This window comes from Streptomyces sp. NRRL S-495, assembly GCF_000966955.1.
GTDB classification, from domain to species: Bacteria; Actinomycetota; Actinomycetes; order Streptomycetales; family Streptomycetaceae; genus Kitasatospora; species Kitasatospora purpeofusca.
On sequence record NZ_JZWY01000450.1, the window covers coordinates 1 to 20,908 of the forward strand.

Sequence of the window (20,908 nt, forward strand, 5' to 3'; positions counted from 1 at the left end):
GCCTTGTGGGTCTTGCCGCAGGTGCCGCGGCACTGGCAGCGTCCGGCGGCGGCCGCGATGACGGCCTGCCACAGGCCGGTGTCGGCGAGCGGCGCGCGGCGCGGCGGGGCGCTCATGCCGCCCACCCGGTGGCCAGGTTCTGGCCGGTGATGGCCTCGACGAGGGCGGAGACGAGGAGTTCGGCGACGTTGGAGGTCACCGCGTTGCCGAACTGGCGGACCTTCTCGCGCTTGTTGCCGATCACGACGTAGTCGCGGGCGAAGGTCATCGCGGCGCCGATCTCGTGCGGCTCCAGCATCCGGAACAGCACCTCGTCCACATCCGTCCCGACCACCTCGCCGCCGGAGGCGAGGCCGTAGCGGTCGCGGGTGGTCAGGGTGCCGACCGGCTCGCCGACGGGGCGGGCGACGCCGTTGCCGTAGTACGGCGTCAGCAGCGCCCGCCAGTCGACCGCGCCCGCCGCGGGCGGCACGGTCAGGCCGTGGTGGTTGCCGGAGGCGGTGACGGTGGCCAGCGCGTCCAGCACCGGCCGCGCGTCCGAACTCCCGCCGCGCAGTTCGGCGATGAACGGCAGCCAGGCGAGCCCGGTCTCGTTGCGGGCGGTCTGGGTGCGCATCGGCTCCCCGACCTGCCCGGCCGCCTTGCCGTCGCGGCCCTCGGTGGGCACCAGCAGCGGGGGCACCGCCAGGCCGTCGTTCTCCCGGGTCGTACGCGTCGGCGCCGGGACGGTGACCGGGGTCGCCTCGGTGCGCCAGGTGCCGCCGGCCGGGGCCAGCAGCGGCGCCCCGTACTTGCGGATCCCGGCGCGGATCCGCTCCCGGGTCGCCGCCGCGTACGGGGTGAAGGTCTTGGTGGGCTTGCCGTCGCCGATCCGGCGGCCGGTCAGCGACCAGTCGATGATGCTGGCGGCCGGGACGACGGGCGGCTCGACGACGGCGTTGCGGCACGCCACGTTCGGGCAGCGGTAGACGTACTGCTGGCGGTAGCGGCCCATGTCCGCGCCCGGCCGCTTGAACACCTGCACCGCGCGCACCGCCCGGTCGCAGCCCCCGCACCACGCCGTCGGGCGCAGCCACTTGTCCCAGTCCGGGTCCCGGCCGAGGTCGGCGCGCCAGTAGGCGAGGTAGAGACGGTCGCGGGACTGCGGGGCGACGGGGATGACCGCCGGGCGGGCGTGCATGGAGTTCAGGGCGATGAGGCGGGTGCGGTAGCCGGGGCCGACCTGGCGGACTTCTTGGACGAAGGCCGTCCACAGGTCCCAGGCGCGGACGTCGATGACGTTCTCGACGACACCGGCGAGCACGGGCCGCCCGCGCGCGGCCATCGCCTCCAGGTAGCGGGGGACGTCCCACATGAGGGCGCGGGAGCGGTCGGTGGCGGCGTCGGGCAGGGTCTCGCCGAACAGGTCGGGCTGCTTGTCGAAGTCCCGGCGCTTGCCCCGGGCGTTGGACCACTTCGGGCACTCGGGACTGGCCCAGAACAGGTCGGCGGCGGGGAACCTGGCGACGTCGGCGTCGTGGAGGTCGCCGAGGAAGTGGTCGGCGTCCGGAAAGTTCGCGGCGTGGGAGGCGATGGCCTTGTCCCAGTGGTTCGCGGCCAGGACCGGGCGCACGCCCGGAACCCGCTCGGCCCCGGCCGAGGAGCCGCCGGCGCCGCAGAAGAAGTCGATGTAGGTGAACATCTTTCACACCCCCCAGTCGGCCGGGCCGATGTCGAGCACCAGGTCGGTGTCCTGCGCGGCGGTGGCCGCCAGGTGGCCGCGGCACGGCGGGGCGGGCGCGAACAGGGCCTCGGCCAGGGCGTCCCACAGCAGGGTGCGGTCCTCGAAGCAGGGGTCGACGAGGGTGACCTGCCAGGCTCCCCGCATCCGGCGCACGGCCCGCACGTCGGCCCCGTGCCATTCGTGGTCGACGCCCTGCGCGTTGCGGGGACGGCCGAACCACGTGACCGGGCGGCCGTTGCGGGTGGTGACCGCGATGCCGTCGCGCACCGGGCCGGGGCCGGCGGGGTGGTGGAGGGCGAGCAGGAAGGCATGGTCATCGGCCACCTCGCACAGCCGTGCCAGCACCTCCTCGTCGGTGACGTAGCCGGTCACGGCCGCGCGCTGGCTCCAGATGCCGCCCGTCGGCGCCGGCGCCTCCAGGCCCGCGCAGCCGGGCTGCGAGCAGCTGGTGACGAACCCGGACCGGTTGCACAGCAGCAGGGCGTCCATCAGCTGCGGGCAGGTGGTGGTCTCCTCGTCCGGTCCCCGGTCGAGCTGGTAGCCGGGCCGGGAGGCGATGGCGCCCGTCAACCACTGCGCGGTGAGCTCGCCGAGGTCGGCGGCGGTGCGCGCCCGGTCCCAGGGCTCGATGGTCGTGGTCACCGGGCCACCTCCTGAGCGGCGGTGTCCTCGGTGGCGGTCAGGCACTCCCGCTGCCGGGCGGACGCGGCGCGGTCGGCGGCCGCGGTACCGGGGCGCGGTTCCATCGCGGCCTCGGCGAGCGGCAGCAGCACCGTCACCGCCCAGGCCAGGTCGGCGCGGTCGCTCTGCTCCTGCTCCTCGTCCTGGCGCGGCCGGTGGGCGCGGGCGAGGACCGTGCGGATCTCGCCCAGGTCGACGCCGGCCAGCGACACGGGGAGGAGGTCGGCGAGCTGCCCGCGCGTGCGCTGCGCCTCGGTGCGGGCGGCGTCCCGCTCCAGCACGGCGGCACCGTACTCGGCCGCCAGCTCGGTCTCGCGGCGGGCGGCGGCGTCCAGGCGCAGGCGGGCGGTGTCCAGGTCCTCCGACAGCCGGCTCCGGCTGCGGATCAGGTCGGCGATGTCGGCGAGGGCGCCGGTGTAGGCACCGACCAGGCCGCTCACCGCCTCCCGCAGGTCCTCGGACGGGTCGGTGGAGGTTGCGGGGGGCTCGAAGAGTGTGGTCATCTCGGCTGTGCTCCCATCTGGGGGTTGTAGGGCGCGCCCGTGCTGTCCAGGCCTGGGGCGCGCCCCGCGTCGTTCAGCGGGTGTGGACGGGGCTGTCCGCGCCGCCGCGGGCGGCGTCGGCGGTGCCGGTGGGGAGCCGCGGCGGGGTGGTCGGGTTCATCGGGGAGCCCTTTCAGCGCTGGGTGGGGCCCTGGAGGAGGGCGGCGGGGGTGTCGGGCACCTCGGGCAGGCCGCCGGGCAGGCCCGCGGCGAGCAGGACGTCGACGTCGAGGGCGGGGACGCCGCCGGTGTCGGCGAGGCGGCGGCGCTCGCGCACCGCGTCCGCCAGGGCGGCCATGTAGGCGCTCGCCTCGTGGGCGGCCTCGACCTTCGCCTTCGCGGTGGTGCGTGCGATCCGGAGGTCGGTGCCGCGTTCCATGGAGCGCAGCTCGTAGGTGTTGGCGTGGGCGGTGGCGGTGCGCCGGTCCTCGCGCCAGTAGCGGGCGGCCAGGGCGTAGACGGCGACGGTGGCCAGCAGCCACAGCAGGATCGGCAGGGCCAGGCCGTCGGAGTAGGCGGCGACGCCGCACACCGCGGTGGTGCCGGCCGCCGCGTAGCAGGTGGTGGTCAGCAGCGCGTGGCCGTTGGCGTGCTTGGCGGAGACGGTGCCGGCCGCGGCGGCGCCGAGGGTGAGAGCACCCATCAGCACGGCGTCGCCGACGCTGTGGCGGGCGCCCTGCTCGGACCAGACGCGGGCGGCGATGAGGATGGTGGTGCTGCTCAGGCCCGGCGCGAGGCGGGCGGTGTGCCAGCGCCAGTCCCGGGTGTTCTGCTCGAACGGGTCGTACGACATGATGGGTGCCTCTCTTCGGATCGGCCCTGCTGGTCTCGGGGAGTTGGGCCCGGGGCGGCCGGCTGGTTTTGCGGCCTGTGACGGCCGCCCCGGGGCGCATCTACGTCTGGCGGTCGCTGACCTGGGCGGTGGCCGCCGCGATGTCGGCGCGGGCGCCGCGCCGGTGACGCACCGACGCCGGGGAGAGCAGTTCCGCCCGCGCCTCGTCGATCGCGTCCTGGGCGTTCAGCGCCCTGATCTCGAACCACTGGACGCCGGGGACCTCGTGCTCGCCGTCGGCGGCCGGCTCCTGCCGGCGGTGCGGGACGGCGACGGTCCACCACACGCTCGTCCAGTCCATGGCCGTCCTCCTTCCTCGTGCTCGGGACGGTCAGCTCTTCGTGGCGTCGGGGTAGCGGGCGGCGCGGCGCGCGGCGTCCTTGCGCCCGCGCTCCTGCTTCTCGGCCCAGGCGCGGTCCTCGGCCTCCTGGTCCTCCCGGGCCACCGCGGTGGCCTGGAGGCGGGCGATGCGCCGGTCGGCGATGCCGGTGCCCAGGCCCAGCGCGGACGTCAGGGCGCCCAGGCCGATCAGGCCGGCCGCGCGGGCCTTCTCGCCGGCGGTGTAGTACTCGGGCTCGTGGTTGTGCGCCATGGCCGGGGTTCCTTTCGGTGGTGGGTTGTCGGGTCGGGCGGCGGGCCGGGTGGCCGGCCGTCCTCGCCGGAGCCCGGTGCGCGGTGGGCGCTCCGGTCACCGGCGGGGGCGGCCGGTCAGAACTTGAAGTGGCCGACCCAGGCGAAGAAGTTGTCGATGAGGTCCTGGATCCACGGCCCGGCGCCGGTGGAGGCGAGGACGAATCCGAGGACCACACCGACCAGGAGCTGCCAGACCTTGATGGCGCCCAGCCGCAGGAGCAGGACCGAAAGTGCGGCCATCAGCACGACGATCGAGACGGTTGCCATTTCTTCTCCCTGAATTCGGGCGGTTTTCGGGACAGGGGTGTCCCGTCGGCTGTATTCCGGATCTCGGTTCTTTCTTATTTCCCTCGCCGGGTCGGCGGCCCGGAATATGTTTCCGGCCCGGGCCGCCGTCCGGTATTTCCGGCCGAGGTCAGCCGGTTTCCTTCACCCCGGCCCTCGGGCGCCGCGCGCCCCAGCGGGCGAGGTCCTTCGGCCACCAGGCCGGGAAAGCCCCGACCTGGAACTCCCCGGGAATCGGGCCGTGCTGCTTCTGGTGGCGCTGGCGGGCCTTCACGAAGGCCGCCTTGCCGGCCGCCCCCTCGTAGCCGAGGAACGCGGCGGCGGCCTCCAGGCCGACGATCGGCTCGACCGTCTGCGCCGCCTGCGCGGACACCGGCTTGGTCAGCGGGACCACCGGCGCCAGGTGGACATCACCCTCAGTGACAGTCTGGTCTGCACCGTTACGTCCCGTTTCGTCCATGGACTGTCCCGGGACACTCCCCAGGTAGATCCCGGGGATGTCCTCCACGTCCCCCGGAGAGGACATGGCCTCGGCCTCACGCTCCGCGATCGGCACATAGGCGGCCGGCCTCAGCGGCTCGCGGCCGTTCAGCGCGTACTCGCGGGCCTCGTCCTCGCCCACGAACACCATCTGGCAGGTGCGCTCGGAGCCGCCGATCACCACGATCGCCCGCCCGTTGTGACGGCTCGACTTCGGGCGCGGCGTCGTCGCCACCAGCGAATTCCAGGCCTGCGGCGAGAAACGCGCCAGGATCTTCGCACCGTACTGGTCGCGCAATTCCGTCCCGCCCGCCGCACGCGCGGTCAGCCGCTGGTAGACCGAAATCACGTTCATGTTCGCCTGGCGGCCCTTGAAAAGGGTCTTCGCGACCTGCCCGAAAACCGGCGGACGGGCCGGGTCACCCTTTTCCTTCACGTCCATCCAGGTCTGGTAGGACTCCTCCGCGAAGTCGTTCTGCTCCTCCATGATGAGGAACCAGCGCGGGAACGTCGCCGACTTGTCCGCCTTCTTGATCTGGTAACGCCGCTCCATTTCCGCAGCGAATTTCGCAATGGCCTCCCACTGCTCGCCGATCTCGGTGTAGATCTCGACCTCGGGAATCCCGTCGAGGCAGTCCTGGGAAATCAGCTTCGGGTCGATGATGACGACCTTCTCGGCGCCCTTGCGGATCTGCTGGACGATGATGTTGCGCAACGTCGCGGACTTGCCGCCGCCGGTCCCGATCGACAGACCCACGTGCGGGGTCTCGTCGTCGAAGTCGATGACGATCTTCTCGTTGCGGGTGCCCAGGCCGATCAGGACCTGGGAGGCCGGCAGGGCCTCGATGATCTCCCGCACCTCGGAGAACAGGACCTTCTGCGGCGGGCGCGGCGGGTGCTTGAACGTCACCTTGAAGCCCTGGTGGTCCCAGGACGCCTCCCACGCACCGGGGATGCGACGGTTGACCAGGTTCAGCACCCGCAGCTGCTCACCGTCGGACAGCTCCGCCTCCGGCGGGAAGCTGAGCACGACCTTCGCGTCCTCGACGGCCGCGGCCCGGCGCTCCAGCCACCACGCCACCGGCTTCCACGCCCGTACCGCGTCGTACCAGGCCATCGGCCTCGCCAGCAGCCGCTCCTTCGTGCGGCGCAGCCACTCCGTCCACCGGGCGCTGTCCAGACGCGCCGCGACCTTCTTCGGCAGGCGCTCGCCCAGGGTCCGGCGGGCATCGCCCTGGCCCATCACGTGGACCGGGATGTCGATCCACCGCCGGGCCTCGGCGTCCGCCGGAAGGTCCTCGCGGAAGATCTTCTTGTAGGCAGCGAAGAACGGGTTCACGACCAGCCGGCGGTGCATCCGGCGCACCCGGCCGCGGCGCCAGACCGTGATCCCCAGCGCCAGGGCCAGGGTCAGGCCCGTCAGCAGCTGCGCCTGGTAGTGGTACCAGGCCCAGGTCCCGCCGCCGGCCGAGGCCGCGAGCAGGAGCAGCGCCAGGACCTTGACCGGGCGCGGCACCAGGGTGAGCCAGTGGGCCTTCTTCGCGGTGGTCCAGCCGCCCGGCATCCACTCCGGCGCCTCGGCCGGGGCCAGCTGCCGCTGCTGGCGCGCCATCAACCGCACCAGCCGCTTCACCGACCCGGCGCCGCTGCGGCGGGGCACGCACGCTGCGACGAGCAGCGCCACCGCGATGATCTCCCAAGCCGCCATGCTGCTCACACCCCCGTCCGGTCGCTGCTGCCGCTGCCGTTCGTGCTGCCGTGCTGCGCGCTGCGCTGCGCGTCGTGCTGCTTGCGGTGCTGCTGGTGCTGCCTGCTGCGCTGCTCTCCGTCCCGGGTGCTGCTGCCCCGGGGCTGCGGTGCTGCGATGATGTCCATCGCGGTCCCCTCTCCCTTCGGAGAGACCGCTGCCGTCCGGCGGGCGCGACGCTGCCAGGCTGTGAGCCCGCCGGATGGTGCTGTCCTCTCCCCTGATCCATGTCTTCTCTGCGCTGTTCTCCCTGCCCGGCAACCGGGGGCCACCGGGGTCTGACCTCGCGTTCTGCTGTCCTGCTGCTCCCCCGGCGGGCCCCGGGGGCTACGGGGTGCTGCGCCCTCCCGCTCGCCCAGCACCCCGCAGCGCCTACCGTCGGTGTCGACTTGTCGTCCGCCCAGCGTCGACTCATCGACAGGCCTTCAATCCGCCGTGCCGGTGCCGCTGCGAAGCTCCACCACGTTGCTGCGCATCGACGCCTCCAGCGCTGCCTTCGCGACGCTGTGCACCGTTCCCCGGTTGACCTCGTAGCCGTACTGCCGCAACCAGCGCGACAGCTCCGGGCTCTGGTGCGTGTGCAGCACCGTGATCGCGTAGCGCACCTTGTCAGCTCCGGTCTTCCGCTCGGCCAGCGCTGTCACGTGCTGCGGGTCCAGCTCCGGCTGCTGCTCGGCAGCGAGGTCGGCCTCCAGCTTCCGCAGCAGCTCCGCCACCCCGGCATCGGCCGGCGCGGGGCTGCCACCGCCCGGACCCTGCGGGCCGTCGTCGTCCGGACCGTCCCCGGACTCCTCCGTCACGGTGTCCCGGGAGTCAGCGACCCCGGACTCCGTCAGTCCCGGGACTGCGGGATCAAGGGACAGGGCCCCGGTCGACGCGGGAAGGGGGTCCGTGCCCGGCAGGGCGGCCCGCTCGGCGGAGGGCAGCAGCACCGTGGCGTCCGGCCACGGCGAGACGTGCTGGAGCCTGGCCAGCGACGTGGCGTGGGAAGAGACCGCCAGGTCCGCCATCAGCGCCGCCTTCATCGCCTCGCTGCGCGACACCTCGGCCACCCGCAGCTGCTCGCGCAGCCGCTTCATCAGGCGCCGGCCCCTACGCCCCTTCCGCTCCTCGTCGCTGGCCAGCGCGTTGTACCGGTCGATCAGATCGGCCGCCTTCGTCCGGGCCCGCTCCCGCAGCGCCTCCTCGGCGTCCTGACCGAGCCGGATACCCATCGCGGCCATCACCTTGTGCTGGAGACGGCGGGTCACCTGGGCGGCGAAGCCGTTGTTCTCCGCGCTGGGCTCGGCGTGGCGCAGCTCGATGTTCATCGCGAGGTGCCACATCAGCGCGGCACCGAGCGGGCCGAGCACGATCCGCCACGCCGCTCCGGCGACGCTCACGTTCCCGGCCGCGTCCTGCGCCTCCGTCCAGGCCGGCACCGCCAGGAACGCGCTGATCACCCAGACCAGCACCCCCGGCGCCCCGGTCCGCTTCATCTCGCCCGTCAGGTTCTGGCGAGCCGCCAGCGCGAGACCGAACAGGATGATCTCGCCCGCCATGAAGAGGGCGCCCCGCTCCAGCCTGTCCTCGATGTGCAGGTGGCTCCCGGCGAATCGCCAGGCGGTGTTCGCCCCGACCGCGGTGGACACCAGGGCGCCCAGCGTCGTCACCATCTGCGCCGGTGTCAGCCGGCCGTCCCTGCGGCGCTTGTTCAGGAACACCACGGCCCGTGTGCCCAACCGCGCCGCAGTGGCGAGGACCACCAGGCCCAGCACCACCGCCACGACGGCGGTCGGCCAGGGATTCTCCCTGGTCCATTCGGTGATCACGGTCACGATCGTCATCCCTTCGCGCGGCTGCATGGCTGCATGTGACCAGCTGCGGATGCTGCACTGCAAGCTGCCCACGATGAGACTACAGCAGACACTGCAAATGAGGCAACAAGACTGGCTGCATGTAGAAGCACATGAAGCTTCATTCGAGCTTCACTTAACCTTGCACTCGACACTTCATCGGTGGGTGCGGCTTACTAGGTCTCTCGGCCTTGATCACGATGTCCCCTCGAAGTGCGCTTGCTCACAGGGACCATCACACCGGTTTAGCGTCGGAAGCTGTATCACGATGGGCTCATGAAGATGCTCAAGGAGATCTTCAAGGCTCTTTCAACGTCCCCTTCAACGGGCATCCAGGCGGGGCAAACTTAGGCTCAGACCATGACTGGAACGGAGTTCGACGTGGGGGTAAAGCAGGATCATCCGGGCTGGAGGCCCGACGTGCTGCGGGACTATCGCGTGCGGCACGGCCTGACGCTGGAGGACGCGGGGGAACGGCTGCGGGAGATCGCCCAGCAGGCAAGCATCCAGGTCCCTGCGGCCAACTTCCAGACGTTGTCCCAGCATGAGACGGGCGAGGGCTACCCGAGCGTGCTGTATCGGCGGGTCTACCGCCTGCTGTACGGGGCCAGCGACTGGGAGCTGGGGTTCCGGGCCCCGCTCCCGCACGAGAAGAGCGAGCTGCCGCTGACGCCTCACCGGAGCAGAGTGAACGACGGTCACACACTGGCCGTCGAGGAAGCGCTGCTTCAGATCTCCGGGAACGGCGGCGCGGACAGCCACGGCGTGCAGCTGCGCATCATGGATGCCTGGCGACGACGCCACACCGGCGGCGACCCCCATCGCCCGACGCTCATCCTGGTAGGCGGGTACGCCGGAAGCGGCAAGTCCGAGTTCGCCAAGTTCGTCTCCCAGCTCACCGGGTGGCCTGTCCTGGACAAGGACCCGATGAGCCGCGCCCTGGTGGAGGGAATGCTCACCGCCTTGGGCCTCGACCCCAACGACCGGCACAGCGAGACGTACCTGGAGAAGGTGCGCCCGCTGGAGTACGACTGCCTGATGAAGGCCGCAATGATGAACGTGGAGTGCGGTATCTCAACCGTGCTCACCGCGCCGTTCATCCGCGAGATGACCAATGTGGGGTGGATGAGCCGGCTCAGCAACCGGTGCCGCGCCCTCGGCGTGACGGTCGCTCCGATCTGGGTGATGTGCGACCCCGAATCGATGTACGAGTACATCTCACACCGCAGCGCGGCCCGGGACAGCTGGAAGCTGTCGACCTGGGACGAATACATCAAGGGGATCGACGCGGACCTGCGGCCGGCCGTACCGCACCTGACGGTCGACAACCGGTGGGGCACCGCCATCAGCCTCGCCGACCGTGCCCGCCTCGCCCTTGGGAGCCTGTACGTATGAGCAGCACCGACACCACCTCGACCGGCATCCTGCTCTACGGCCCGCCAGCCGCCGGCAAGGACACAGTGACGGCGGCCCTGACCGCCCTCGGGGCCTTCTGCCAGTTCCAGCGGCTGAAAGTCGGCTCGGGTAAGAGCGCGGGCTACCGCATGGGGACCGCCGAGCACCTCGCCGTGCTGGAGAAGGACGACGGCGTGGTCTACAGCAACGAGCGGTACGGGAACGTATACGTCGTCGACCGCCCTGGGCTGGCTCAGACGTTCGCCAGCGGAGCAGTGCCGGTTCTCCACCTCGGCCAGGTTGCCGGCGTCGAGGCGGTACAAGCCAGATTTTCGGCGCGTTGGTTGACCGTTCTGCTCTGGTGCTCGAAGGAGACGACCGCCCGCAGGTCGGCCGGGCGCGGCGACGCGGACACCGCCGCACGGCTGGAAGCATGGGACGCGACCCTGGCGGACCTGTCTACCAGCCCTGACTTCTGCTGGCACGTGGTGATCGACACTGACCGCTGCTCCGCCGACGCGGCAGCAGAACGTATCGCGGCCGCCTCCCAAGGGGCACCCCCAGCGATGCCTCTGTCGTACTGGATGCAGGAGGCCTAGTCGTCGGCTCCGTCGTGGAGTCGACGGAGCGCCTGGTTGATGTCGAGCGTCACATCCTTCTGTGCCGCCCAGCGCTCCAGCAGCCGGGCCGCCTCGCGGGGCAGGCCATCAGGCAGGTCTGCCCCGCGCAGGAAATCGGCCGCTTCTTCCAGTTCAGGCCCCCAGCGCCAAGCCCTGGCCGCAGTCTTCGGGATGTAGTCGGGTTCGGCGAGGTAGGACCCGGGGCGCAGGTCCGCGATGTCCTCCAGCTCGGCCCGGACACCGTGCGCTTCGGCGAGGGCATAGGTGACTGCTACCAGTACACGGGACGTCTTCTGGAAGGTGCTATAGGTCAGCTTGAGGGCTGAGGCCTGGCCCAGTTCGCTGCCGGCGCTCCGGACGTCGACGAAGGTGTCTGCGAAGAGCCCTCCCAGGACACCAACGGCTTCGGCCTGGCCAGCGAGATAGAGGCGTGGCGTCTTACCGGCTCTGGGCGGCGAACCGACGACGGCTCCGTCGACAACGGCCTTTGCCTGCGGCAAGGCCGAGCCGATCCTGAGCATGCGCTCCGGGGTGATCGCGTTGGCGTCGAGGTAGATGCCGGCGTAGCGGTGGCCCGCGACTTGGTGGGCAAGGTCCTCGGCAGCAGCCGGCGGGCACAGCGACACAATCACCTCAGCCTCACGAACGAGCGCTGGAAGAGATCCAGAGTCCTCCAGGCCAGCGTCGTCCGCCCGCTGACGGGATGCCCGGCTGCGACCTTCCCCCACCCACAGAACCCGGGCACCGGCCCGAACGAGCTGAGCGCCGATGGCCGCACCCATGCTCCCCGGGTGCAGAAGTCCAACCGTGGTCAAGAGCGCTCCTTTTGCAGATCGAGTAGAAAGCTGATCGCGCCCGCCGGGTCGTGGACCGCGTGGTCCGGCGCGGAAAGACCTTCCGGCCAATCGTGGCCATTGGTGATCCAGATCGTGCGGACGCCGACACCGCGGCCTCCACCGATGTCGGTGACTGGGTTGTCACCGATCACCCAGTGCTCGGGGTCGATCGAGGTGCCGCATTCCTTGGCAGCCGTGTGGAAGAGGCTGGGGTCGGGTTTTCGCGGGCCGTTCGCCGAGACGACCACGGCATCAAGGAGTCCCGCGATCCCGGTATGGCGTAGCTTCTCGCTCTGGATTTCACGGGCTCCATTAGTCACAACCGCCAACTTCCAACCTGCGGAGCGAAGTGATGCGAGGCCGGCGAGGACTCCGGGACGGGGCCTGACCCTTGCCGCCATGCCTTCGACGAACTCACGCCAGAGGCTCTGCGGGGTGTCAGGCAGTCGAAGCCCGTCCCTGAGCCTCGCGAGGTCGATCGGGTAAGCCCTGTCGCTCAGCGCCTTGACGATCGACTCCTCCACCTCAACGCCGAGACCTCGACTTACGCAGAACTCTGCCGACCAACTAGTCAACGCCTCGCCACGGTCGATGAGCGTGTTGTCCAAGTCGAAGATTGCCAGGGCAGTCATGTGTAGACCTTCCCACCGTTCCTCAGCACATGGCCGACCATCCCACTGTCTGATCAAATGCGCAGTGGCGGCCCGGTCAGGGGCCGCCACTGCGCTGATCTCTGCGGTCTACTCGGCTTCCATGTTGATCTCGGTACCCAGCTCTGCGGCCATCTCACGCAGAAGGCCGACGTAGATGGCACGGTTGTCCCCCTCGGGCTCTGCCTCTCCACGCTCCCAGCTGCTGATAGTCACCCTGTGCACGCCAGCGGCCTTGCCCATCGCATCCTGGGAGACCCCGTAAGCCTTGCGGATACGCGCCCGCTCGGCCGGCGGGGGGAGCGCCTCTGTGGCGGCCTTTCGCTCGGCCCGCAGGATGTCCATGCCCGTTGCCACCTTGTCCTCCTCGCGTCGTCTTGCCATGAGATTACACCCGACCCTTCACAGACACAACATTGCACGCTACATTTGAACTTACATGGTGGCTTCACGTAGGTTGTGGGCCGCCTGACTAGGGTCCCACCAGGCAACTTTCGTCCACAACACGCCCGGACAACATCGTCCAACTACATCTGCGCCGCACTGAGAGACCTCTGCGACAAGGGATGAAGACCATGAACTTCGTACTCGTTATCGGATCATGGCGGACTCGTGCCGCACTCATGTGGTTGGCGCACCACCCGGACGCGCGCCTGCTCCCGCTGCTCGCGGCGGGCGTGATCGCGACGACCGGTCGGCTGGTGCCGGACTGGCTGGGGGTGTCGGTACTCCCGCTGACGGCCGTGCTGTTCGCGGCCGGGTGGGTCGGCAACCGGCTGCACGACGAGCTGGACGAGGCCGGCGTCCCGTGCCGTTGGTGCGAGGGCAACGGCGACCTGGTGACCGAGTACTGATCGCGACTGCGGAGTCCCGGGATCGCGGGATTGAGGCTCGACCCTGAGGAGGGGCAGTGAACATCGACCGGCAGACCCTGAACATGATCACCGTGCTGTCCGTCCTGGGCGCCGCCCTGGCGGCGCTGTGGGCGACGAGTTCCGGGACGGTCTCCCCGGCCAACGCGGCCGGCGTCGCCTACGCGGTGCTCGCCACGCTGCTGGCGAAGGCGACCGGCTGCTCGGCCCTCATGGTTCTGGTCTGCTCGCCGTTCCTGGTCGCCGGGGCCGTGCTGCGGGCCATCGGCTCGCTCCTCCTCGCCTTCTTCTAGACCCATAGTCCCGGGATCTCGGGATTCCTCGATCAACCGAGAGGAAAGCAGATGAAGCACGTGGTGCAGTTCAGCGGCGGGATCGGCTCGTTCGCCGCCGCGGTGCGTGTCGCCGAGCGGTACGGCACCGACGACCTGGTGCTGCTGATCGCCGACGCCGGGTTCGAGGACGAAGACCTGTGGCGGTTCGCCGAGGACACCGGTCGGCTGCTGGGTGTGCCGCTCACCAGGGTGGCCGACGGGCGCAACCCGCTGGAGGTGTTCGCCGACAAGCGGTTCCTGGGCAACAACCGGCTGGCGCCGTGCAGCCTGGAGCTGAAGATCAAGCCGTGCCGACGGTGGCTGGAGGCCAACGCCAATCCGGCCGACACGGTGCTCTACATCGGGATCGACTCCAGCGCCCGGGACCGGCGCCGTATCCGGGCGATCGCCCGTGGCTGGCGGCCGTGGCGCACCTCGTACCCGTTGTGCTCCCGGTGGGAGGCGGCCCGCACGAAGGACGAGCTGCTCCAGGAGGCGCGCGACCTCGGCGTCGATCCGCCGCGGCTGTACGGACTCGGGTTCGAGCACAACAACTGCGCGGGCCGGTGCGTGCGGGCCGGCAAGCGCCAGTGGCTGCACACCCTGGAGGTCTTCCCCGAGCGCTACGCCGAGGTCGAGGCGTTCGAGGAATCCTTCCGTGCCCGGCACGGCGACTACGCGATCCTCAAGGAGCAGCGGAACAAGGTGGTGCGCCCGTTGACGCTGCGGGAGCTGCGGCTGCGGGCGGAGGCCGAGCGGTCCGAGCGGGCGGTGGCCTCGTAGGTTCTGGTCTGTCAGGACCGGGTGTCATCGTGGTCCCGGGAGTGCGGGACTGCGGAATCTCTTGAAGGAGGACTCCATGTTCGGGTTCAGCAAGGGCGAGTCGGTTCGGATCTCCGGGGACTCGTACCCGGAGGAGGGTACGCACTCGTTCGTCGGCCAGGTCGGGAAGGTGAGCGGCTACGTCGGCGAGATGGTGATCGTGGAAGGCCTGAGTGGCTGCGACGCGACGCCGTCCGGCTCGAAGTACGGGTTCGGCCCGGAAGAGATCGAGCGGGCGTAGCCGAACCGGGCCCTTCCTCGGGCAGCTGTCCGGCGAAGGGCCTTCTCTGTGCGGGCCGCCTGCGAGCTGTCGACACCTAGTCCCGGGATCGCGGGATCCCGGGATAACGACACGGGACCGGGCTGGCGGCTGGTCCTGCTTTGGACGGGTTGGCCCTGTCTGATCCGCAGATCCATCACCTGGGGAGCCCCCGGGACGTACGAGGAGGAAAGAGTCATGACGTTCCATGCTGGTGAGAAGGTGCTCATCGTGGCGTGCGAGGACGACCCCAGAGCGGTCGGCCGCACCGGGTACATCGTGGACGAGGTCGAGCCCGGCCCCCTGACCGCGGGCCGATGGACCGTCAACGGGATCGGGCTGCTCATCGGCCCGACCCTCTGCCACAGCCGCGAGCTGCGCCGCGCCTGAACCGCGGACGACAAGGAGACCAGGATGACGTACATCGCGTTCGACGCCCCCAGCGCCGACGAGGCCTACGCCGAGGCGCCCGAGTTCGGCCAGGAGGCCATGGCCGTGGCGCAGCTGGTCCGGGAGCTGGAGCCCGGGCACCGGCCGGCCTTCTACCCTCCCGTCACCGCGGCCGAGCAGCGGGAGGTGCTGCTGCGCCTAGGCGCGGTGCACGACCGGCGGTGGTGGACGACGCGCAACGACGGCGACCTGGAGGCGGCACGGGAGTCCGCGCGCCGGCTGATGGCGCACGATCTGGAGCACGGCGACGAGGTGGCCGGGGCGTACCCGCCCGGCTCGGTCGAGTGGCGCGGCGGGCCCGACGCCCGCCGCGCCTACCTCCGCCAGGAGTACCTGGTCTGGTTGACCGGCGTGTCCCTCGACGCGCTCGGCGGGTGACGGGGGAGGCTCGGCGGATTTCACTGTCTGTCACCTGAAGGCAGGACAGCCCGTGCCGGCTTCGGACGTGAAGAGGGCCCGCACCGTTGCGACGGTGCGGGCCCTCTTGTTGTGCCAGGTTCTTGCGCTGGCGGGGAATCGCAGTGGGCGACGCGGCGCGTCAGCTTTGGCGATCCTATCCTGCGTGTCAAATCGACCTGCTCACGGGGTGGGTCCGTCGCTTCGGGCCCTGCGAGGCCGCCGGCGTGGGGTCTCCCCAAGGCGCAGCAGGGTTCTCGTCCCGTTCGGGGTGCTCGGGGTCCGCCCGGTCCGTCTGCGACCCCGGATCGGGAACCGGATCGGGAACCGGTGCTCGCCTGGTCGGCCGCGTTGCGTGCCTGGTGGCGATCCTATCCGGGCTGTCAAACAGGGTCGCGGTTCCCGATGCGGTTCCCGTTCTCGCTCCCGAGAACGGGAACTACGGGAACTGTGCAGGTCAGAGCGTTGCGGGCTCTCGGCACCTGCCCGCTTCGGGAGGGGTCAAAGGGCCTCTGACCTGCATGGTTCCCGTTCTTTTCGGCCGTCTCGGGATCTCTGCGATTTTCAGGCCTCTGACCTGCACGGTTCCCGTAGTTCCCGTAGTTCCCTTTCTTTTTGAAGGTACGTGAGAGAGAAAAATCGGCAGGGTCGAGGTCAGGTCGCGTCTCGCGCACCGACTCGACGCGGGGAAGGGGTCGGCCGGTGCCCGTTCTCGGCCTCACTGTGCGTGGTTGGCGTGGTGGGAGCCGCGGATGGGCAGCATCCTCTGGATCTTTGATGTCTCCGGGGAGGGAGCGCAGGTGGGCAAGGCCAGTCGGGGGAAGCGGGAGCGGTCGCGGGACGCGGGACCGGGTGGGTGAGTGGTCGGCGGCGGGTGCGGCCCGCCGTGGCCACGAGATGATCCGCCAGACGCTGGAGACGGTCGACCACCCGTTCGTGCGGGCGATGATGCACCAGAACACGAGCAACGGGGTCGGTGACAGCTACCGGATGGCTCTGGTGGCCGGTGGGCTGGGTGACGAGCAGGCGTGGCAGTACGCGTTGTCGATCACCGTGGGTGCGATGGGCGAGGCGCCTCCGTGGAGCCGGGACCTGGACGGGCACATCGAGCGGGAGATCCGGCGCCACCAGGCGCTGCTGCGTGCCGCGGAGGTCTTCGTCATCTCGCCGGCGGCGCATGCCGCGGTGATGGCGGCGGCCGCGACGCTGGAGATCGCCGACACGGCGACGCTGGACCGGGAGGTGGACCTGCCGGCGCCGACCGGTCTGCTGATGCTGCCGGAGCCGATCGTGCACGCGAACCGCAACGGGGCGCTGTCCGACACCGCCGCGTTCGGCTGGGCACCGGCCCAGTTGTTCAACGCCTGGCCCGAGGTGGAGGGCGGGACACCCGGGCTGCGGGTGACCTCGTTCATGGACCGGGACGGGCCGATCCAGCCCGACGAGTGGAGGGCCACCCTCGCCCTGGCCCGCGCCTCGGGGATGCCGCTGCCCCTCCTGGTTCCCGACGGGGTGACGGGCATGACCGGCGACGGCCACCTCGCACACCTGGACACGGCCCAGCTCCACGAGGTCTCCCGGGACGTGCAGGAGGTCCACCTGCAGCTGCGGCAGAGCGCCACCGCGGTGCGCGGGCAGGTGGAAGAGGTCGGGGAGTGGACGGGCGGTCAGGTCGTCGAGGATCCGACGCAGGACTTCGTGCGCCGGTACATGTTCGCGTTCTGGCGGCTGGCCGCGCAGAAGTCGATGGAGGTCTCGGTCCTGCGGCCGCCGGCCGTCGGCGTGGTCCCGCGCCAGGGCCGGGCCGCCGGGCCCGCGGCCGTGCCGGATGTGCGGGTGGTGCAGCTGGGCGCGCCGGCCCGGGGCTCCGGGGGCGGTGAGGGCGCGGTGCAGGAGCACCGGATGTACCACCACCGCTTCCCGGTGCGGATGCACAAGGTCCGCCAGTGGTACCCGAGCCAGGGAGTGCACCGGATCATCTGGCGCGGCCCGTACATCAAGGGGCCTGCCGGGGCCCCGCTCGTGGTCACGGAGAGCGCGTACGCGGTGCGCTGATCCGCCGGACACCGCGCACGGGCCGGACGGGCGCGAGCTCCGGGTCGCCGGTGCCGGCGTGCCGGGGCAGCGGTTCCGGCGCCGAAGGCGCGAGCCGCAGCCGCAGCCGCAGACAGCGACCGCGGTTCGTCCTGCGTCCAGCGGCGGAGCGGTGCGACCGCCTGCGCGGGCCGGCGCCCTTTCAGTGGAGGCGGTGCCGGAGCCGACCATGCCCGGTGTCGTTGTCCGCTTATAGGGTGTCCGGCTATGGCCGTGGACTACACCGATAACCCCGCAGGACGACTGCGGTCCCTGCTGCTCTCGCTGCACGATCTGTATCGGGCAAGGGGTGAGATGGTGGCCTGGGAGGCGATGGCCGAGCTGCTGCAGGAACCAGCGTCGAGCCCTCAGGCCCTGATCCGCTACGCGGACGTCCTGCGGCTTCCCGGCGAGATCCGTGACGCGGTGGCCAGTCTGGACTTCGACGAGGAGGACAAGGAACACCTCCTCGAGCACCTGGACAGGGTGGAGTTGGCACTCGTCCACGCCGGCCGGCACAACGGACTCACCGGGGTCCTGTCGATGTTCGCGCCTGCCGGGGAGGTTCCCAACAGCGCCGCCGTCCAGAGCCTTCAGACGTGTTCGAGGACGCTGCACCGCCACGTCGCCGAGCACGAGCTGGACGAGGAAGCGTTGGAGCGCATCACCGCGACGGTGACCGGCCTGATGGAGGACGTGCTCGCTGCGCCGGGCCTCGACTCCGACATCAAGCGGCTGCTGCTGACCCATCTGCGGTCGATCCTGGAGGCGGTCCAGAACGTGCGGGTGACCGGTCAGGGACCGGTGGAGGAGGCTACCGACGCGCTGGTCGGAGCCATCGCCAGGCGTCCCAGTGTCATCACCCGCCTGAGGGGTTTCGGCAATCTCCTGCCGCGGGTCCGGGAGACTGTCGACGTGGTGAACGCTGCGCTCGCCATGGAACAGGACGCGAACCGTCTCGTGCACAACGTCATGGACGCGATCACCAGCTAAGACTCAAGGACTCGACGGCGCCGAACGCAACGAGCCCCGGCCGCAGACAGCGGCCGGGGCTCGTCGTACTTCATCGCAGGGGCCTGGGAGATCCCGAGATCTTTGGCGAGAGCAGGTCGCTCCCAGACCTTCCATCACCCATCGGGTGAGGTCACAGTCCACGCGACTGAGCGGGACGTGACATTCAGGGGCCCCGGATACAGGGGCGCCATCACCCAGTAGAGACCACCTGAGGCACAAACCGTGCAGCCCGAACTGATTCCCGCACCCGTGATCCATGTCACATCTGGCGAGGGCCTTCGGGTGAGTGCCCGTCAGATCCGCTCTGATTCAATGTTTGGCACAACTCAACAAGGGCCAAGCAGGGCCTGTCACTTCACGAGATCTTTGGCGAGAGCAGTGGGGTGCGGGCTTCCGTCGCCCAATGGAAGGGTGCCGCGACCGCCTGCGCGGTCGCGGCACCCTTCCGAGGGTTCGGGATGGCCCCCGAACAGGGAGACCGTCATGGGTTCTTCTGCGCGCGCCCGCATCCGCGAGATGCGTCGGCGCCTTGTTCACCGGACGCACCGCGTCCGGACCGTCCTGCGTCACGCCGTGGAGGCGGTCGACGTGTGGATCCAGGACCACCACGTCGGGGTGGTCGTCACCATGCTCGCCGTGCTGGGCGCGGGTGCCTGGGCCCTGCTGTGGACCCAGTGGGCCCTCGTGACGGCACTGGCGAAGGACCTCGCGCCCGTCCTCACCATCGTCTCGATCATCGCCACCTCGCTCCTGGCCGTGATCAGGTGGTTCCGCAAGCGGCGGGCCGCGCGGATGGCCCGTCAGGCCCGGCCCGCGTCCGCGTCCGTGCCCCGCCCGCGCGACGCCGAGCGACGCCGAGGCCGACCGTCCGGGCGTCGCGTCCGGCGCGCCCTCCGGGGTCGGGGGCGGGGAGGACCTCGATGGTGACCGCTGAGACCCGCAGGCCGGACACCCTGACCGTCCCGGTCGACGTCCGGCCGTACGGCTCGGACCACAACCGCACCGAGCAGGTCCGCGCCCGGGTGTACGAGGCCCTCGACCAGGCGGAGCACCTGGCCGACGCGGCCGGCGAGGACGACAGCGCCACCTCGCTGGCCGCGGGCACCGACCGGGCCCGGCAGAGGACCTACGGCGATGTCGACGGGGTCCCGTTCCACAGGGCGGAGCACCTGCCGCTCGCCGACTTCGGCGAGTTCCACGCCGAGCACCGCAGGCGGCTCATCGCCCTGGTGCGGACGGTCCTGGTGCAACAGGGCTGGCACGACGGCGTCGACGTGGAGGACATCGTCCAGGACACTCTGGAGCTGGCGGTTCTCAACTGGCCCCGCATCGGCAGGATGAAGGAGCCGGGCGGGTACCTGCGGACGGTGGCGGTCAACAAGGCGTACCGCGCGATGGGGAAGTCGTTGCGCGAGCTCTCGGTGTCGTCCGACAGCCTGCTGGCCTTCTTCGACGGTTCGCTCGCCTCCGGCTTCGAGCGGAGCCCGGAGGAGATCGTGACGGCGGACTTCGCGCGGGACCTCCTGAGGTCCCTGCCGCAGCGGCAGGCGCAGGTGCTGGTCCTCACTGCGGACGGCTGGACCGACTCCCAGATCGGGAAGATGCTCGATCTGCACCCGGCCACCGTGCGCTCGCACCGGCGGTACGCGAGGAAGGTGCTGCTCGAACGACGGGAGCGGATCATGGGGGCTCGTGCGCTGATACCCGATCGGCCGGGCAAGGCCGACCGGGTCCCGGCAGCCTCCCCGGTGGTGACGCCCCGGACGCTCGAAGGTGCGGAACAGCAGGGAGGGCCCGGAGCGCTGAAGCGCTCCGGGCCCTCCCTGGTTCGGCGTCAGGGCCGGAGGCCGGCTTCACGCTGGAGGCGGCGGCGGACCCGGTCGGTGAAGGCGGTGTCGTGGTAGGCCTCGGCGAGCAGGGCCTTGATGACAGGGGTGGCCTTGGTGTCGGAGTCGAACGCGTTGAGCAACCATTGTTTGAGGTCGCGGTGCTCCTCCGGTGTCATCTCGACGCTCAGCTTGCGGAAGTGGCCGCGGCGCCCGTCCCCGTCCGCCCTGCGCCCGGGCGCCGCGGGCGCGGCGGTGGTCCGGTCCGTCTCGGCCGTTGCGGCGGTGCCCGTGGGAGCACTGCCCTGGGGCGCGGCGGCAGAGGGTCCGCCGGTGAGGGTACGGGAGCGGTTGGTGCGCCCGGAGCGCAGGGCCGCCGCCTTGTCCGAGGCGGTGCCGGTCTTCTTCGCGGTGCTCACTTGCTCATCTCTTCCAGGAGTTCGGCCGCCAGGAGGTCCATGGGGCTGTTGTCGACGAGGCGCACGGGTTTGCCGACCGCGTGGGCGTAGCCGCGGCTGGCCTGAGTGAACGGGATCATGGTCTCCATGACGTGGTAGCCCTCGTCGGTGAGTGCGGCCCTGGTCTCGATGTGGGCCTTGGACTGGCGGTTGACCATCGACAGG

The 20,908-nt window shown here is 70.7% G+C and carries 26 protein-coding genes and 1 pseudogene; 12 read left to right on the forward strand and 15 right to left on the reverse strand.

The genetic code is table 11. The annotated features are described in order from the left end of the window. Positions 1-112: 112 nt before the first annotated feature. The 10 genes from VR45_RS23245 to VR45_RS42580 form a co-directional block, all read right to left on the reverse strand. Positions 113-1,681, reverse strand: coding sequence for a DNA cytosine methyltransferase (locus VR45_RS23245; protein WP_045941758.1), 1,569 nt, complete (start codon positions 1,679-1,681; stop codon positions 113-115). A 3-nt stretch (positions 1,682-1,684) separates the two neighbouring features. After that, positions 1,685-2,365 (reverse strand): hypothetical protein, encoded by a 681-nt coding sequence (locus VR45_RS23250; RefSeq protein WP_045941759.1) that lies wholly within the window; start codon positions 2,363-2,365, stop codon positions 1,685-1,687. Beyond that, a complete protein-coding gene (locus tag VR45_RS23255; RefSeq protein WP_045941760.1) occupies positions 2,362-2,907 on the reverse strand; it encodes a hypothetical protein in 546 nt (181 codons plus the stop codon). Before VR45_RS23255 ends, VR45_RS23250 begins: the two co-directional genes overlap by 4 nt. Before the next feature lie 172 nt (positions 2,908-3,079). After that, positions 3,080-3,739, reverse strand: a complete 660-nt coding sequence (locus VR45_RS23260) for a hypothetical protein (protein ID WP_052709306.1) — start codon at positions 3,737-3,739, stop codon at positions 3,080-3,082. Between the two features lie 100 nt (positions 3,740-3,839). Beyond that, positions 3,840-4,079, reverse strand: a complete 240-nt coding sequence (locus VR45_RS23265) for a hypothetical protein (protein ID WP_045941761.1) — start codon at positions 4,077-4,079, stop codon at positions 3,840-3,842. A gap of 30 nt (positions 4,080-4,109) precedes the next feature. Continuing rightward, complete coding sequence (locus tag VR45_RS23270) at positions 4,110-4,370, reverse strand: hypothetical protein (protein ID WP_045941762.1); 261 nt, start codon at positions 4,368-4,370, stop codon at positions 4,110-4,112. 116 nt (positions 4,371-4,486) lie between these two features. After that, positions 4,487-4,678, reverse strand: a complete 192-nt coding sequence (locus tag VR45_RS23275) for a hypothetical protein (RefSeq protein ID WP_045941763.1) — start codon at positions 4,676-4,678, stop codon at positions 4,487-4,489. 148 nt (positions 4,679-4,826) lie between these two features. Further along, positions 4,827-6,884 carry an FtsK/SpoIIIE domain-containing protein gene (locus VR45_RS23280; RefSeq protein WP_159394318.1) on the reverse strand — a complete coding sequence of 686 codons (2,058 nt, stop codon included), beginning with the start codon at positions 6,882-6,884 and terminating at the stop codon, positions 4,827-4,829. A 5-nt stretch (positions 6,885-6,889) separates the two neighbouring features. Further along, positions 6,890-7,051: a hypothetical protein gene (locus VR45_RS47145; protein ID WP_159394319.1), complete on the reverse strand. Its 162-nt coding sequence runs from the start codon at positions 7,049-7,051 to the stop codon at positions 6,890-6,892. 297 nt (positions 7,052-7,348) lie between these two features. Then, positions 7,349-8,767 carry a hypothetical protein gene (locus VR45_RS42580; RefSeq protein ID WP_159394320.1) on the reverse strand — a complete coding sequence of 473 codons (1,419 nt, stop codon included), beginning with the start codon at positions 8,765-8,767 and terminating at the stop codon, positions 7,349-7,351. A gap of 351 nt (positions 8,768-9,118) precedes the next feature. Between VR45_RS42580 and VR45_RS23295 the strand changes: the two genes are divergently transcribed. Both VR45_RS23295 and VR45_RS23300 read left to right on the forward strand, forming a co-directional pair. Beyond that, a complete protein-coding gene (locus VR45_RS23295) occupies positions 9,119-10,153 on the forward strand; it encodes an AAA family ATPase (RefSeq protein ID WP_045941766.1) in 1,035 nt (344 codons plus the stop codon). Then, entirely contained in the window at positions 10,150-10,752 is a 603-nt protein-coding gene (locus tag VR45_RS23300) for a hypothetical protein (RefSeq protein ID WP_045941767.1), read from the forward strand. Before VR45_RS23295 ends, VR45_RS23300 begins: the two co-directional genes overlap by 4 nt. On the opposite strand, the gene VR45_RS23305 is transcribed toward VR45_RS23300, so the two are convergent. The 3 genes from VR45_RS23305 to VR45_RS23315 form a co-directional block, all read right to left on the reverse strand. Further along, the gene (locus VR45_RS23305; RefSeq protein ID WP_045941768.1) at positions 10,749-11,588 is read right to left on the reverse strand and encodes an NAD(P)-dependent oxidoreductase; all 840 of its coding nucleotides are present in this window, start codon (positions 11,586-11,588) and stop codon (positions 10,749-10,751) included. The two genes, VR45_RS23300 and VR45_RS23305, sit on opposite strands and share 4 nt — an antisense overlap. Then, a complete protein-coding gene (locus VR45_RS23310) occupies positions 11,585-12,241 on the reverse strand; it encodes an HAD family hydrolase (protein WP_045941769.1) in 657 nt (218 codons plus the stop codon). Before VR45_RS23310 ends, VR45_RS23305 begins: the two co-directional genes overlap by 4 nt. Before the next feature lie 108 nt (positions 12,242-12,349). Continuing rightward, positions 12,350-12,604 carry a helix-turn-helix domain-containing protein gene (locus VR45_RS23315; protein ID WP_159394321.1) on the reverse strand — a complete coding sequence of 85 codons (255 nt, stop codon included), beginning with the start codon at positions 12,602-12,604 and terminating at the stop codon, positions 12,350-12,352. 284 nt (positions 12,605-12,888) lie between these two features. Between VR45_RS23315 and VR45_RS23320 the strand changes: the two genes are divergently transcribed. From VR45_RS23320 to VR45_RS23365, 10 genes are all read left to right on the forward strand, one after another. Beyond that, a complete protein-coding gene (locus tag VR45_RS23320; protein ID WP_159394322.1) occupies positions 12,889-13,113 on the forward strand; it encodes a hypothetical protein in 225 nt (74 codons plus the stop codon). A gap of 56 nt (positions 13,114-13,169) precedes the next feature. Further along, complete coding sequence (locus tag VR45_RS23325; RefSeq protein ID WP_045941772.1) at positions 13,170-13,424, forward strand: hypothetical protein; 255 nt, start codon at positions 13,170-13,172, stop codon at positions 13,422-13,424. Between the two features lie 51 nt (positions 13,425-13,475). After that, on the forward strand, positions 13,476-14,228 hold the full coding sequence (locus VR45_RS23330) for a hypothetical protein (protein ID WP_045941773.1): 753 nt from the start codon (positions 13,476-13,478) through the stop codon (positions 14,226-14,228). Between the two features lie 76 nt (positions 14,229-14,304). Continuing rightward, positions 14,305-14,508 carry a hypothetical protein gene (locus VR45_RS23335; protein ID WP_045941774.1) on the forward strand — a complete coding sequence of 68 codons (204 nt, stop codon included), beginning with the start codon at positions 14,305-14,307 and terminating at the stop codon, positions 14,506-14,508. A gap of 216 nt (positions 14,509-14,724) precedes the next feature. After that, a complete protein-coding gene (locus VR45_RS23340; RefSeq protein ID WP_045941775.1) occupies positions 14,725-14,916 on the forward strand; it encodes a hypothetical protein in 192 nt (63 codons plus the stop codon). 24 nt (positions 14,917-14,940) lie between these two features. Further along, positions 14,941-15,354: a hypothetical protein gene (locus VR45_RS23345; protein WP_045941776.1), complete on the forward strand. Its 414-nt coding sequence runs from the start codon at positions 14,941-14,943 to the stop codon at positions 15,352-15,354. A 915-nt stretch (positions 15,355-16,269) separates the two neighbouring features. After that, positions 16,270-17,427, forward strand: coding sequence for a hypothetical protein (locus VR45_RS23350; protein ID WP_052709309.1), 1,158 nt, complete (start codon positions 16,270-16,272; stop codon positions 17,425-17,427). Positions 17,428-17,673: 246 nt separating this feature from the next. After that, entirely contained in the window at positions 17,674-18,438 is a 765-nt protein-coding gene (locus tag VR45_RS23355; RefSeq protein WP_045941777.1) for a hypothetical protein, read from the forward strand. A 504-nt stretch (positions 18,439-18,942) separates the two neighbouring features. Next, complete coding sequence (locus tag VR45_RS23360) at positions 18,943-19,386, forward strand: hypothetical protein (RefSeq protein WP_045941778.1); 444 nt, start codon at positions 18,943-18,945, stop codon at positions 19,384-19,386. Next, complete coding sequence (locus VR45_RS23365) at positions 19,380-20,363, forward strand: sigma-70 family RNA polymerase sigma factor (protein ID WP_045941779.1); 984 nt, start codon at positions 19,380-19,382, stop codon at positions 20,361-20,363. The genes VR45_RS23360 and VR45_RS23365 overlap by 7 nt, the downstream gene beginning before the upstream one ends. Here VR45_RS23365 and VR45_RS23370 read toward each other — a convergent pair. Next, entirely contained in the window at positions 20,294-20,704 is a 411-nt protein-coding gene (locus VR45_RS23370; RefSeq protein WP_045941780.1) for a hypothetical protein, read from the reverse strand. The genes VR45_RS23365 and VR45_RS23370 overlap by 70 nt on opposite strands. Beyond that, a pseudogene (locus VR45_RS23375) lies at positions 20,701-20,908 on the reverse strand (hypothetical protein); the annotation flags it as partial. The gene VR45_RS23370 and the pseudogene VR45_RS23375, both read right to left, overlap by 4 nt.

Bases quoted from the DNA above. Each gene is read 5' to 3' on its own strand.
- VR45_RS23245 (WP_045941758.1), bottom strand. From the start codon at position 1,681: ATGTTCACCTACATCGACTTCTTCTGCGGCGCCGGCGGCTCCTCGGCC.
- VR45_RS23255 (WP_045941760.1), bottom strand. From the start codon at position 2,907: ATGACCACACTCTTCGAGCCCCCCGCAACCTCCACCGACCCGTCCGAG.
- VR45_RS23260 (WP_052709306.1), bottom strand. From the start codon at position 3,739: ATGTCGTACGACCCGTTCGAGCAGAACACCCGGGACTGGCGCTGGCAC.
- VR45_RS23265 (WP_045941761.1), bottom strand. From the start codon at position 4,079: ATGGACTGGACGAGCGTGTGGTGGACCGTCGCCGTCCCGCACCGCCGG.
- VR45_RS23270 (WP_045941762.1), bottom strand. From the start codon at position 4,370: ATGGCGCACAACCACGAGCCCGAGTACTACACCGCCGGCGAGAAGGCC.
- VR45_RS23275 (WP_045941763.1), bottom strand. From the start codon at position 4,678: ATGGCAACCGTCTCGATCGTCGTGCTGATGGCCGCACTTTCGGTCCTG.
- VR45_RS23280 (WP_159394318.1), bottom strand. From the start codon at position 6,884: ATGGCGGCTTGGGAGATCATCGCGGTGGCGCTGCTCGTCGCAGCGTGC.
- VR45_RS47145 (WP_159394319.1), bottom strand. From the start codon at position 7,051: ATGGACATCATCGCAGCACCGCAGCCCCGGGGCAGCAGCACCCGGGAC.
- VR45_RS42580 (WP_159394320.1), bottom strand. From the start codon at position 8,767: ATGCAGCCGCGCGAAGGGATGACGATCGTGACCGTGATCACCGAATGG.
- VR45_RS23295 (WP_045941766.1), top strand. From the start codon at position 9,119: ATGACTGGAACGGAGTTCGACGTGGGGGTAAAGCAGGATCATCCGGGC.
- VR45_RS23300 (WP_045941767.1), top strand. From the start codon at position 10,150: ATGAGCAGCACCGACACCACCTCGACCGGCATCCTGCTCTACGGCCCG.
- VR45_RS23310 (WP_045941769.1), bottom strand. From the start codon at position 12,241: ATGACTGCCCTGGCAATCTTCGACTTGGACAACACGCTCATCGACCGT.
- VR45_RS23315 (WP_159394321.1), bottom strand. From the start codon at position 12,604: ATGGACATCCTGCGGGCCGAGCGAAAGGCCGCCACAGAGGCGCTCCCC.
- VR45_RS23330 (WP_045941773.1), top strand. From the start codon at position 13,476: ATGAAGCACGTGGTGCAGTTCAGCGGCGGGATCGGCTCGTTCGCCGCC.
- VR45_RS23335 (WP_045941774.1), top strand. From the start codon at position 14,305: ATGTTCGGGTTCAGCAAGGGCGAGTCGGTTCGGATCTCCGGGGACTCG.
- VR45_RS23340 (WP_045941775.1), top strand. From the start codon at position 14,725: ATGACGTTCCATGCTGGTGAGAAGGTGCTCATCGTGGCGTGCGAGGAC.
- VR45_RS23345 (WP_045941776.1), top strand. From the start codon at position 14,941: ATGACGTACATCGCGTTCGACGCCCCCAGCGCCGACGAGGCCTACGCC.
- VR45_RS23350 (WP_052709309.1), top strand. From the start codon at position 16,270: ATGATCCGCCAGACGCTGGAGACGGTCGACCACCCGTTCGTGCGGGCG.
- VR45_RS23355 (WP_045941777.1), top strand. From the start codon at position 17,674: ATGGCCGTGGACTACACCGATAACCCCGCAGGACGACTGCGGTCCCTG.
- VR45_RS23360 (WP_045941778.1), top strand. From the start codon at position 18,943: ATGGGTTCTTCTGCGCGCGCCCGCATCCGCGAGATGCGTCGGCGCCTT.
- VR45_RS23365 (WP_045941779.1), top strand. From the start codon at position 19,380: ATGGTGACCGCTGAGACCCGCAGGCCGGACACCCTGACCGTCCCGGTC.